At 65.6% G+C, this 12,466-nt stretch carries 11 protein-coding genes; 10 read left to right on the plus strand and 1 reads right to left on the minus strand.

Features of this window, described 5'->3' with window-relative positions; translation table 11 throughout:
• The first annotated feature begins 17 nt into the window (after positions 1 to 17).
• The 10 genes from murD to lpxC all read left to right on the plus strand — a co-directional run bounded on the left by murD (position 18) and on the right by lpxC (position 11,605).
• The gene (murD, locus tag AB3X99_RS00070) at positions 18 to 1,535 is read left to right on the plus strand and encodes a UDP-N-acetylmuramoyl-L-alanine--D-glutamate ligase (protein ID WP_368615862.1); all 1,518 of its coding nucleotides are present in this window, start codon (positions 18 to 20) and stop codon (positions 1,533 to 1,535) included.
• On the plus strand, positions 1,532 to 2,797 hold the full coding sequence (gene ftsW / locus AB3X99_RS00075; RefSeq protein WP_069268487.1) for a putative lipid II flippase FtsW: 1,266 nt from the start codon (positions 1,532 to 1,534) through the stop codon (positions 2,795 to 2,797). The genes murD and ftsW overlap by 4 nt, the downstream gene beginning before the upstream one ends.
• A complete protein-coding gene (gene murG, locus AB3X99_RS00080; RefSeq protein ID WP_368615863.1) occupies positions 2,794 to 3,897 on the plus strand; it encodes an undecaprenyldiphospho-muramoylpentapeptide beta-N-acetylglucosaminyltransferase in 1,104 nt (367 codons plus the stop codon). The genes ftsW and murG overlap by 4 nt, the downstream gene beginning before the upstream one ends.
• The gene (murC, locus tag AB3X99_RS00085) at positions 3,894 to 5,288 is read left to right on the plus strand and encodes a UDP-N-acetylmuramate--L-alanine ligase (protein WP_069268489.1); all 1,395 of its coding nucleotides are present in this window, start codon (positions 3,894 to 3,896) and stop codon (positions 5,286 to 5,288) included. Before murG ends, murC begins: the two co-directional genes overlap by 4 nt.
• A 5-nt stretch (positions 5,289 to 5,293) precedes the next feature.
• Complete coding sequence (locus tag AB3X99_RS00090; protein WP_324158721.1) at positions 5,294 to 6,235, plus strand: D-alanine--D-alanine ligase; 942 nt, start codon at positions 5,294 to 5,296, stop codon at positions 6,233 to 6,235.
• A 60-nt stretch (positions 6,236 to 6,295) separates the two neighbouring features.
• Positions 6,296 to 7,051 (plus strand): cell division protein FtsQ/DivIB, encoded by a 756-nt coding sequence (locus tag AB3X99_RS00095; protein WP_069268491.1) that lies wholly within the window; start codon positions 6,296 to 6,298, stop codon positions 7,049 to 7,051.
• 27 nt (positions 7,052 to 7,078) lie between these two features.
• Complete coding sequence (ftsA, locus tag AB3X99_RS00100; protein WP_042270315.1) at positions 7,079 to 8,311, plus strand: cell division protein FtsA; 1,233 nt, start codon at positions 7,079 to 7,081, stop codon at positions 8,309 to 8,311.
• A 141-nt stretch (positions 8,312 to 8,452) separates the two neighbouring features.
• Positions 8,453 to 9,655 carry a cell division protein FtsZ gene (gene ftsZ / locus AB3X99_RS00105; RefSeq protein WP_028207795.1) on the plus strand — a complete coding sequence of 401 codons (1,203 nt, stop codon included), beginning with the start codon at positions 8,453 to 8,455 and terminating at the stop codon, positions 9,653 to 9,655.
• 263 nt (positions 9,656 to 9,918) lie between these two features.
• Positions 9,919 to 10,428 (plus strand): peroxiredoxin, encoded by a 510-nt coding sequence (locus AB3X99_RS00110; RefSeq protein ID WP_368615864.1) that lies wholly within the window; start codon positions 9,919 to 9,921, stop codon positions 10,426 to 10,428.
• 259 nt (positions 10,429 to 10,687) lie between these two features.
• Positions 10,688 to 11,605: a UDP-3-O-acyl-N-acetylglucosamine deacetylase gene (gene lpxC, locus AB3X99_RS00115; RefSeq protein WP_368616243.1), complete on the plus strand. Its 918-nt coding sequence runs from the start codon at positions 10,688 to 10,690 to the stop codon at positions 11,603 to 11,605.
• 98 nt (positions 11,606 to 11,703) lie between these two features.
• On the opposite strand, the gene AB3X99_RS00120 is transcribed toward lpxC, so the two are convergent.
• Positions 11,704 to 12,177 (minus strand): DUF721 domain-containing protein, encoded by a 474-nt coding sequence (locus AB3X99_RS00120; protein ID WP_069268493.1) that lies wholly within the window; start codon positions 12,175 to 12,177, stop codon positions 11,704 to 11,706.
• Positions 12,178 to 12,466: the final 289 nt, after the last annotated feature.

Genomic DNA, 12,466 nt, shown 5'->3' on the forward strand with positions numbered 1-12,466 from the left:
AGCAAGGGAAGCAAGCGATGTTCGGCGAGAAGTTTCGGGATCGGCAAAAGCCGATGGTGCTCGTGCTGGGACTCGGGGAATCGGGTCTCGCGATGGCGCGTTGGTGCGCGCGGCATGGTTGCCGCCTGCGCATTGCCGACACGCGCGAAGCGCCGCCCAATCTTCCCGAACTCGCCGCGCGCGGCATCGACGCCGATTTCGTCGGCGGTCCGTTCACGACGGCGCTGCTCGACGGCGTGGAGCTCGTCGCAATCAGCCCGGGCCTCTCGCCGCTCGCCGAAGACCTCGTGCCGCTGATCGCGGCGGCGCGCGAGCGCGGCATCGAAGTGTGGGGGGAACTCGAACTCTTCGCGCAGGCGCTGCGCCATCTCGGCGAGAGCGGCTACGCACCGAAGGTGCTCGCCATCACCGGCACGAACGGCAAGACCACCACGACGAGCCTCACAGGCATGCTTTGCGAGCGCGCGGGCAAGCGCGTCGCGGTGGCGGGCAACATCAGCCCGGCCATGCTCGACAAGCTCGCCGAAGCCATCGACAACACCGCGCTGCCCGACGTCTGGGTGCTCGAACTGTCGAGCTTCCAGCTGGAGACGGCGCACACGTTCGAGCCGGACGCCGCGGCCGTCCTCAACATCACGCAGGACCATCTCGACTGGCACGGCGGCCTCGACGCCTATGCGGCCGCGAAGGGCCGCATCTTCGGGCCGCGCACGACGCGCGTGCTCAACCGCGACGACGCCCGCGTCATGTCGCTCGCGAGCGTGAAGGCGAGCGGCGACGCGAAGGTCGTGACCTTCGGCCTGAATGAACCCGAGAACGACGGCGACCTGGGTCTGTTGCGCGAGAACGGCATGCAGTGGCTCGTGCAGGCCCACGACCTCGACGCGGCCGACGTGCCTGTCTCCCCGCGTCGTCGCAAGCAGCAGGAAGCGGCGCCCGTGAACCTCGGCATGAAGCGCCTCATGCCCGCCGACGCCCTGCGCATTCGCGGTCTGCACAACGCGGCCAACGCGCTCGCGGCGTTCGCGCTCACGCGCGCGATCGATCTCGCGCCCGCGCCGCTTCTGCACGGCCTGCGCGAGTATCGCGGCGAGCCGCATCGCGTGGAGCTGATCGCATCGATCGACGGCATCGACTACGTGGACGACAGCAAGGGCACGAACGTCGGCGCGACGGTGGCGGCGCTCGACGGCCTCGCGCAGCGCACGGTGCTGATCGCCGGCGGCGACGGCAAGGGCCAGGACTTCGATCCGCTCGTCGCGCCGGTTGCGCGCTGGTGCCGCGCCGTGATGCTGATCGGCCGCGACGCGCCGAAGATCCGCGCGGCGCTCGAAGAAACCGGCATCGCGATGAGCGACCACGCCACGCTCGAAGAAGCCACGCGCGCGGCGACGGCGCTCGCGCAACCCGGTGACGTCGTGCTGCTTTCGCCCGCTTGCGCGAGCCTCGACATGTTCCGCAACTACGCCCATCGCGCAGCCGTGTTCCACGACACCGTAGAAGCAATCGCTGCAGAACGGGGGACGATGATATGAGCTGGTCCGAGCGATTCGGTGCGCGCCTCTCGCGCGAAAACGGCCAGGCCGGCGGCTCGTCGAGCGGCGGCGCGCGCTCGGGCGGTCTTGCGAGCGTCGTCAACGGCGTGCGTCCCGGACGCTCGCGCATGCTCGACTACGACCACTCGCTGCTGTGGGCCGTCATCGCGCTTCTGGGCCTCGGCGTGGTGATGGTGTACTCCGCCTCGATCGCCATGCCCGATTCGCCCAAGTACGCCTCGTACCGCGACTGGGCGTTTCTCGTGCGCCACCTCGTTTCGCTCGTGATCGCTACCGTTGCGGCGCTCGTTGCGTTCCGTATTCCCGTTTCGACGTGGGAGCGTTACGCGCCCAAGCTCTTTCTCATCTCGCTCGCCATGCTCGTGGTCGTGCTGATTCCGCACATCGGCAAGGGCGTGAACGGCGCGCGTCGCTGGATTCCGCTCGGCGTCACGAACATGCAGCCGTCGGAAATCATGAAGCTCGCCGTGACGATCTACGCTGCGAACTACACGGTGCGCAAGCAGGAATACATGCATAGCTTCGCGAAAGGCTTCCTGCCGATGGCATTCGCCGTGGGCGTGGTCGGCGCGCTGCTGCTGCTCGAGCCTGACATGGGCGCATTCATGGTGATCGCCGCGATCGCCATGGGCGTGCTGTTCCTCGGCGGCGTGAACGGCAAGCTGTTCGGCGGCCTCGTGGCCACGGCAGTGGGCACCTTCACGCTGCTCGTGTGGGCGTCGCCGTGGCGCCGCGAGCGGATCTTCGCGTACCTCGATCCGTGGGACGACCGTTACGCGCAGGGCAAGGCGTACCAGCTCACGCACTCGCTCATCGCGTTCGGTCGCGGCGAGTGGTTCGGCGTGGGTCTTGGCGGCAGCGTCGAAAAGCTCAACTATCTGCCGGAAGCGCACACCGACTTCATTCTCGCCGTCATCGGCGAGGAACTCGGTTTCGTCGGCGTCCTCGTCGTGATCCTGCTGTTCTACTGGATCGTGCGCCGCTCGTTCGAGATCGGCCGCCAGGCGCTCGCGCTCGACCGCACGTTCGCCGGTCTCGTCGCCAAGGGGCTTGGCGTGTGGTTCGGTGCGCAGGCCTTCATCAACATGGGCGTGAACCTGGGGCTGTTGCCGACCAAGGGTCTCACGCTGCCGCTCGTGAGCTATGGCGGCTCGGGCATCCTGCTGAACTGCATCGCGGTGGCGCTGCTGTTGCGCGTGGACTACGAGAACCGGGTCTTGATGCGCGGAGGCAAGGTATGACCGCAGCAACGCGCACTCTCATGGTGATGGCCGGCGGCACCGGGGGACACGTGTTCCCGGGCCTTGCCGTCGCACATCGCATGGAGCAGTGGGGCTGGCGCGTGGTGTGGCTCGGCAATCCCGCAGGCATGGAAGCGACGCTCGTTCCGAAGCACGGCATCACGATGGAATACGTGCGCTTTGGCGGCGTGCGCGGCAAGGGTATCAAGACCAAGCTGATGCTGCCGCTGAACCTGCTGCGCGCCTGCACGCAGAGCCTCGCGGCGTTGCGCCGCGTGAAGCCCGACGTCGTGCTCGGCATGGGCGGCTACATCACGTTCCCGGCGGGCGTGATGAGCGCGCTTTCGGGCCGTCCGCTCGTGCTGCATGAACAGAATTCGATTGCGGGTCTCGCGAACAAGGTGCTCGCGAAACTGGCCAGGCGCGTGCTCGTGGCGTTTCCGGGCGCCTTGCCGAATGCCGAGTGGACCGGCAACCCGATCCGCGAGGCGCTCGAACACGTCGACGCGCCGGCGGCGCGCTACGCCGCGCGCAGCGGTCCGCTGCGCGTGCTCGTAGTGGGCGGCAGTCTCGGCGCCACGGCGCTCAACGAAGTGGTGCCGCGCGCGCTGTCGCTGCTCGCGCCGCAAGAGTGTCCGCATATCGTGCATCAGGCGGGCGCGAAGCACATCGACGCCTTGCGTCAAAACTATCTCGACGCCGGACTCGAACTGAATGACACGGTACAGCTCGTGCCGTTCATCGACGACATGGCGAGCGCCTACCGCAACGCGGATCTCGTGGTCTGCCGTTCGGGCGCAATGACGGTGGCCGAAATCGCGGCCGTGGGCGTGGCGGCATGCTTTGTGCCGTTCCCCTACGCCGTGGACGACCACCAGACCACCAACGCCGCGTTCCTTGCCGACAAGGACGCAGCGCTCGTGGTGCAGCAACGCGACCTGACGGCGGAAGGACTCGCCGACTGGTTGCGGCATCAGACCAGAACATCGCTGGCGGAAATGGCCGGGCGCGCTCGCGCGCTCGCGAAACCCGACGCCGCCGATCAGGTCGCGCGCATCTGCGCGGCTGTGGCGGGCGTAAGTGCGGGAGGAAAGCAATGAAACACATCGTCAAACATATCCATTTCGTTGGCATCGGCGGCGCGGGCATGAGCGGCATCGCCGAAGTGCTCGTCAACCTCGGCTATCAGGTAAGCGGCTCGGACCTCGCGAAGAACGGGGTCACCGATCGACTCGCCGCGCTCGGCGCGCGCATCGCGATCGGCCATGCCGAAGAAAACATCGAAGGCGCGAATGCCGTGGTCGTTTCGACCGCGGTGCGCAGCGACAACCCCGAAGTGCTCGCGGCACGCCATCGCCGCATTCCCATCGTGCCGCGCGCCGTGATGCTCGCGGAACTGATGCGTCTAAAGCAGGGCATCGCAATTGCAGGCACGCACGGCAAGACCACCACGACCTCGCTCGTGGCGAGCGTGCTGGCCGCGGGCGGGCTCGATCCGACCTTCGTGATCGGCGGGCGCCTGATCAGTGCGGGCGCGAACGCGCGCCTCGGCACGGGCGATTTCATCGTGGCGGAAGCCGACGAATCGGACGCATCGTTCCTGAACCTGTTTCCGGTGATCGAAGTCATTACGAACATCGACGCCGATCACATGGACACCTACGGGCACGACTTCGCGCGCCTGAAGCAGGCGTTCATCGAGTTCACGCATCGCCTGCCGTTCTATGGTATTGCGGTGCTGTGCGTGGACGACCCGAACGTGAAGGAGATTCTGCCGTTCGTCTCGAAGCCGATCATCCGTTACGGCTTCGCGTCCGACGCGCAGGTGCGCGCGGTCAACGTGATTGCCCGAGAAGGCAAGATGTACTTCACGGTGATGCGCGAAGACGCGCCGTCGCTCGACATCGTGCTGAATCTGCCGGGCACGCACAACGTGCAGAACGCGCTCGCCGCGATTGCGATCGCGACCGAACTCGAAGTGAAGGACGCCGATATTCAACGCGCGCTCGCGGAATTCAACGGCGTAGGCCGTCGTTTTCAGCGCTATGGCGAAATTCCCGTCAACGGCGGCGGCGCCTGGACGTTGATCGACGACTATGGCCATCACCCGGTGGAAATGGCCGCGACGATCGCAGCGGCGCGCGGCGCGTTTCCCGAGCGCCGTCTCGTGCTGGCGTTCCAGCCGCACCGCTATACGCGTACGCGCGACTGTTTCGAAGACTTCGTGCGCGTGCTGTCGACCGTCGATGCGCTCGTGCTGACCGATGTCTATGCGGCCGGCGAAGCGCCGATCGTCGCAGCCGATGGCCGCGCGCTCGCACGCGCGATTCGCGTGGCGGGCAAGGTCGAGCCGGTGTTCGTCGAGACCGTGGATGAAGTGCCGGAGGCGCTCGCAGCGGTCGTGCGCGACGGCGATGTGGTGATTACGATGGGCGCGGGTTCGATCGGCGGCGTGCCGGGTCGAATCGCCCAACAGGAACAGAAGGCGTGAGTGACATGAGCAGTATCGATCCGAAACAATTTGGCAAGGTCGCGGTGCTGTACGGCGGCGTGTCCGCTGAGCGGGAGGTATCGCTCAAGTCGGGCACGCTGGTGCTGCAGGCGCTGCAGAGCGCCGGCATCGACGCGCATCCGTTCGACCCGTCCGAGCGCCCGCTTTCCGCGCTCAAGGACGAAGGTTTCGTGCGCGCGTTCAACGCGCTGCACGGCGGCTACGGCGAGAACGGCCAGATCCAGGGCGCGCTCGACTTCTACGGCATTCGCTATACGGGCACGGGCGTGCTCGGCTCCGCGCTCGGGCTCGACAAGTTCCGCAGCAAGCTCGTGTGGCAGCAGCTCGGCATTCCCACGCCGCCGTTCGAAGCGGTGTTGCGCGGCGACGACTACGCGGCGCGCGCGCCGCAGATCGTCGCGAAGCTCGGCCTGCCGCTCTTCGTGAAGCCCGCGAGCGAAGGCTCGAGCGTGGCCGTGATCAAGGTTAAGGCGGAAAGCCAACTCGTGCCGGCGCTCGAAGAAGCCGCGAAGTTCGACAAGATCGTGCTGGTGGAAAAGAGCATCGAAGGCGGCGGCGAGTACACCGCGTGCATCGCGGGCGACCTCGATCTGCCGATCATCAAGATCGTGCCGGCGGGTGAGTTCTACGACTACGACGCGAAGTACATCCTCGACACGACGCAGTATCTGATTCCCTGCGGCGTCGCGCCGGAGAAAGAGGCGGAACTGAAGAAGCTCGCGCGCCGCGCATTCGACGTGCTCGGCTGCACCGACTGGGGCCGCGCCGATTTCATGATGGACGGCGCAGGCAACGCGTACTTCCTCGAAGTGAACACGGCGCCGGGCATGACCGATCACTCGCTGCCGCCGAAGGCCGCGCGCTCGGTAGGCATCGAGTATCGCGATCTGGTGGTGCGCGTGCTGGCACAGACGCTAAAAGATTGAACCCCTGATTAATCTCTGACTGACGAATTGCCGAACCGGAAGTGAACCGACAATCTCGAAATGTGGAATAACGTACGCCAGCTCAACCTTGCCGCCAACGCGTTGCACGCGCTGCTCGCGCTCGCGCTGCTGGCGGCGGGCTGCTACTGGCTCGTGCAGCGTCCGAACTTCGCGCTGCGAGAGATCCGCATCGAGGGCGATACCGAGCACATCAATTCGCCCACCGTGCGAGCGAGCGTGGTCGGCCGACTGAAGGGCAACTTCTTCACGGTCGATCTCGATACGGCGCGCGCCGCGTTCGAGCAGATGCCGTGGGTGCGTCATGCGAGCGTGCGCCGCGTGTGGCCCAACGCATTGGCTGTCACGCTCGAAGAGTACAAACCGCTGGGCACGTGGGGCAGCGATCAGCTCGTGAGCACGGACGGCGAGCTGTTCACGGCGAACCAGGGCGAACTCGACGAAGAGTTGCCCGCGTTCGACGGCCCCGACGGCACCGCGCCCGAGGTGGTTGCGCGCTACCGCGACCTGGAGAAGTGGTTCGCGCCGCTCGGGCTCACGCCCGACGAAGTGACGCTCTCGCCGCGTTACGCATGGACGGTGAAGCTCTCGAACGGCATGCAGGTGGAGCTGGGCCGCGAGCGCAACGCCGACACACTGAGCGAGCGTTCGCACCGCCTCATCGCGGCATGGTCGGCGGTGACGCAACGTTGGGGCAAAGCAATCGAATACGCGGACTTGCGTTATCCGAACGGGTTTGCGATAAGGGCGGCCGGTATGCGCTTCATCAGTGACACGCCCGCTCCGGGCAAGAAGTAACAGGACATCACACGCAACGAGCACGATATGAGTAAAGACTATAAGGATCTGCTGGTCAGCCTCGACATCGGGACGTCGAAGGTGGTGGCCGTCGTCGCCGAATTGAAGGGCGAAGGCCACTACGAAGTGATCGGTCTCGGCCAGAGCGAATCGAAAGGTCTCAAGAAGGGCGTGGTGGTGAACATCGAGGCCACTGTGCAGTCTATCCAGCGAGCGCTCGAAGAAGCGGAACTCATGGCCGACTGCAAGATCACTAACGTATTCACCGGCATTGCGGGCAGCCATATTCGCAGCTTCAACTCGAGCGGCATGGTTGCCATCAAGGAGAAGGAAGTCACGCAGGCGGACGTCGCGCGCGTGATCGAAACGGCGAAGGCGATCAACATCCCGACCGACCAGCAGGTGCTGCATATCCTCACGCAGGAATTCATCATCGACGGCCAGGAAGATGTGCGCGAGCCGATCGGCATGAGCGGCATCCGTCTGGAAGTGAAGGTGCATATCGTGACGGGCGCGGTGAGCGCGGCGCAGAACATCGTGAAGTGCGTGCGCCGCTGCGGTCTCGAAGTGAACGACCTCATCCTGCAGCCGCTCGCTTCGTCGCTGGCGGTGCTGACCGAGGACGAGAAGGAACTGGGCGTGGTGCTCGTCGACGTCGGCGGCGGCACGACCGACATCGCGATCTTCAGCGAAGGCGCGATTCGCCATACCGCGGTGATTCCGATCGCGGGCGACCAGGTGACGAGCGACATCGCCATGGCGCTGCGCACGCCCACGCCCGACGCGGAAGACATCAAGGTGAGCTACGGCATCGCGAAGCAGGCGCTCGCCGATCCGGACGAGATGATCGAAGTGCCGGGGCTGGGCGAGCGCGGTCCGCGCACGCTGTCGCGCCAGGCGCTTGCCGCCGTGATCGAGCCGCGCGTGGAAGAGCTTTTTTCGCTCGTGCAGCAGGTGGTGCGCGAGTCGGGCTACGAAGAACTGTTGAGCTCGGGCGTCGTGCTGACGGGCGGCGCCGCGATGATGCCGGGCATGGTGGAGCTGGGCGAGGACATTTTCCTGAAGCCGGTGCGCATCGGCGTGCCGGAATACGCAGGCGGTCTGGCCGACGTGGTGCGCAATCCGCGCTACTCGACGGCGATGGGCCTGCTCGTCGAAGGCCGCTCGCAGCGTATGCGCGGGCGCAAGGTTGCAGTGCAGTCGGGGTCGATGGGCCAGGTCTTTTCACGCATGAAGGACTGGTTCCTCGGCAACTTCTAACGACAGAAGTCGCAGGACAGAAGGCGAAGTACAAGCTTCGAAAATCGCGCTGGTGACGGCGGCTAGCGCGCAGTGGAAGGTTGCCCGATCTTCCACTGGATAACGGCCGAGGAGCGGAATCTTTTTCTTGACGGAGGCAACATGGAATTCCAGATGCTGGAAACCGAAACCAACGGCACCATCATCAAGGTGGTAGGCGTTGGTGGTGCGGGCGGCAATGCCGTGCAGCACATGATCAACCGCGGCGTGCAAGGCGTCGATTTCATCGTGATGAACACGGACGCACAGGCGCTCTCGCGCTCGCGTGCATCGGCCGTGATTCAACTCGGCAACACGGGCCTCGGCGCCGGTGCGAAGCCGGAGATGGGCCGCGCAGCAGCAGAAGAAGCCCGTGAGCGCATCGCCGACGCACTGCGCGGCGCGCACATGGTGTTCATCACCGCCGGCATGGGCGGCGGCACCGGCACGGGCGCAGCCCCGGTCGTCGCGCAGATCGCCAAGGAGATGGGCATTCTCACCGTTGGCGTGGTGAGCAAGCCGTTCGAGTTCGAAGGCGGCAAGCGTATGCGCGTGGCGGAAGCCGGCTCGCAGCAACTGGAGGATCACGTCGACTCGCTGATCGTCGTCCTGAACGACAAGCTGTTCGACGTGATGGGCGATGACGCCGAGATGGACAAGTGCTTCCAGTGCGCGGACGACGTTCTGAACAACGCAGTCGCAGGCATCGCCGAAATCATCAACGTCGACGGTCTCGTGAACGTCGACTTCGAAGACGTGAAGACGGTGATGGGCGAGCAGGGCAAGGCGATGATGGGCACGGCGACGGTCGCCGGCGTCGATCGCGCACGCCTCGCGGCGGAACAGGCCGTGGCGAGCCCGCTGCTCGAAGGCGTCGATCTGTCGGGCGCGCGCGGCGTGCTGGTCAACATCACGTCGAGCCGTTCGCTGCGTCTGTCGGAAACGCGCGAAGTGATGAACACCATCAAGAGCTATGCTGCAGAAGACGCGACGGTGATCTTCGGTGCGGTGTACGACGACGCGATGGGCGACGCTCTGCGCGTGACGGTGGTGGCAACGGGCCTCGGCCGCGCTGCGAAGAAGCAGCAAGCCGCGCCGATGCAACTGCTGCGCACGGGCACGGACAACCAGCCGATCCCGGCTCCGGCGGGTTCGTACGCACCGCAGCACAGCGGCCACGGCAACACGGCCGACTACGGCGCGCTCGACACGCCGGCAGTGTGGCGCACGTCGCGCGACACCGCGGCTTCGCACGTGCAGGCGCTGCAGGAAAAGGGCGTCGACACGTACGATATCCCGGCGTTCCTGCGCAAGCAGGCGGACTGACACGCGAGCCGATCTGACTGCGGCAGGGCACGTGTTGCCCTCGCCCGCAGACAGACAGCGCGCTGCGTAGCAATGAAGGCGAGCAGGACCAGCGAGGCCGCATCCGCGAGGATGCGCGGCAGGGACGGTTGCCCGCCACGCGTTGAGCGTGGGGGAAAGGCGCGGTGTCGCCAGGCGTTCCTGTGTAACCTTGGAGTACATCGTTGCCCAACATTGCACGACGCCAGCGCGACACGCTTGCGCATCGTTGCGAAGGACGAGTCATGATCAAACAGGGTGAAACGCTGCCCGAAGCGACCCTCTTCGAGTTCGTCGAAGACGCGCGCGAGGGTTGCACGCTGGGGCCGAACAGCTTCGACGTGCAAAAGGAAGCGGCGGGCAAGCGCGTGGTGATCTTCGGATTGCCGGGCGCATTCACGCCAACGTGCTCCGCGAAGCACGTGCCGGGTTACGTCGAACACTTCGACGCGCTGCGCGCGGCGGGCGTCGACGAGGTCTGGTGCGTGTCCGTCAACGACGCGTTCGTCATGGGCGCGTGGGGACGCGATCAGCGTACCTCGGGCAAGGTACGCATGATGGCCGACGGCAGCGCAGCGTTGACTCGTGCACTCGGACTGGAGCAGGATTTGTCGGCGCGTGGCATGGGAATCCGCTCCCAGCGCTATGCGATGGTGGTCGACGACGGCGTGGTCAAGACGCTGCACGTCGAAGCACCCGGCAAGTTCGAAATGAGCGATGCTGCGAGCATACTCGCCACGTTGACCCGCGCATGAGCGCGTTCGCGGGCGCGGCGTTGCCCCGAAGCAACGTGCACCTGCGGCGTAAATGTGACAGGCCATTACGTGAGCCCAGCGGGCCGATTACCCCGGGAACGCCTCCGTTCCGGGCATCGGCCCGCGCTCCATCCCCATTGGGTAACACGGGGAAACAGTTTGTCACGCCGGTGAAAAAGACGGACTCGGCGCAACTGGAGTATAATTCGTGCTATGAATTAAAAAGTCCCGATTGGGATTTTCAATGAGCAAGAAGACCATGTTGAAGCAGCGAACCATCAAATCAATCGTGAAGACAGTCGGCCTCGGCCTGCATTCGGGGCGCAAGGTCGACCTGACGCTCCGTCCGGCGGCGCCGAACACGGGCATCGTGTTTTCGCGCGTGGATTTGCCGACGCCGGTGGACATCCCCGCCTCGGCGATGGCGATTGGCGATACCCGCCTCGCCTCGGTGCTGCAGAAAGACGGCGCACGTGTCTCGACGATCGAGCACCTCATGTCCGCCTGCGCAGGCCTTGGCATCGACAACCTCTACGTGGATGTGACCGCCGAGGAAATTCCGATCATGGACGGCAGCGCGGCTTCGTTCGTGTTCCTGATCCAGTCGGCGGGTATCGAGGAGCAGAACGCTCCGAAGAAGTTCATCAAGGTCAAGAAGCCCGTTGAGATCCGCGACGGCGACAAGTTCGCACGTCTCGAGCCTTACTTCGGCTTCAAGCTCAAGTTCACGATCGACTTCCGCCATCCGGCTGTCGACAAGACGGGCCAGGCGCTCGAAGTGGACTTCGCGAATACCTCGTACGTGCGTGAAATCGCGCGCGCCCGCACGTTCGGCTTCGCGCACGAAGTCGAGATGATGCGCGAGCTCGGCCTCGCACGCGGCGGCAGCATGGACAACGCCATCGTGCTGGACGAGTACCGCATTCTGAACAACGACGGCCTGCGCTACGACGACGAGTTCGTGAAGCACAAGATGCTCGACGCGATCGGCGACCTCTACGTGGTCGGCCATCCGCTGCTGGCAGCGTACGACGCGTACAAGTCGGGCCACGGCCTCAATAACGCGCTGCTGCGCGAGCTGCTCGCGAATGAGGACGCCTACGAGATCGTCACGTTCGACGATCCGCAGAAGGCGCCGCGCGGCTTCGGCTACGAGGCACAGACCGCATTCGCCTGAGTTTCGAGCGTATAGGCAGTAAAAAGGGCAGCGATATGCTGCCCTTTTTCTTTTTGCGCGGCTTCGTGAGCGCGGTCGCGAGACCTGGGCGCACCGGATCAGCGCTTTTTCATGTGGCGCGCCGCCATCTTCGCGAGGGCTGCCTGCAGCGGCGAGGCCTCGAGCGTTTCGCTCAGCGCCTGAAGCGCTGCCGCGCCAACCGGCGTCATGCGCGCCTGCTTGGGCGGTGCCGGATCTTTCACGGCCTGAGGACGCACGCGGATGCGCACGCTGTTCAACGCCCAGCCGCGCGCCTGCAGATCGGCCACGAGCCGCGGCTCCAGATGCCGCAACCGCGCGGCGAGCGCGTTGTGCGCAGTGAAGAGGGCCAGCGTGCCGTCCTTGATGAAGCCGGGCTCGACGCTCGCCGCGAGATAGTCGGGCAGCAGCGCATTCAGGTCGCGCTGGATCGCCGCGATCTGCTCCACGCCGGCGCGCAGCGGCGCGAACGCGTCCGTGCGGCTCAGCACTTCGGCGAGCGGCTGGGGGGCGCGGGGTCCCCTGGACCTTGAAAACGGCGAGAAACGGCTCATGTGGCGTAAGGATGGGCGAGCGCGCAGGCGGCACTGCGATGTCGTCATTGTAGCCTGCGCACCGCTCATTCAAGCGCCTTCAGGCCATTCGGCCAGGGCCGCATCGCGGCCCTTCGCCGCCCGGCGGGAAGGCCGTCCGTGCGGGCACCGCGCGCGCCAGAGCCGTCTTTGCGCTGACACAGGCGGGTGAGAGGGCGCGTGCTAAAATGCCCGATTCGAATCCACCATTTTGGGCTAAAGCCGCCGAGGTCCCGCCGGTCCGGATGCGTAGTGCACATTCTGCACAACC

Origin of the sequence: Paraburkholderia sp. BR10882 (assembly GCF_040948855.1) — a bacterium.
In the GTDB taxonomy this organism is placed as follows: domain Bacteria; phylum Pseudomonadota; class Gammaproteobacteria; order Burkholderiales; family Burkholderiaceae; genus Paraburkholderia; species Paraburkholderia nodosa_A.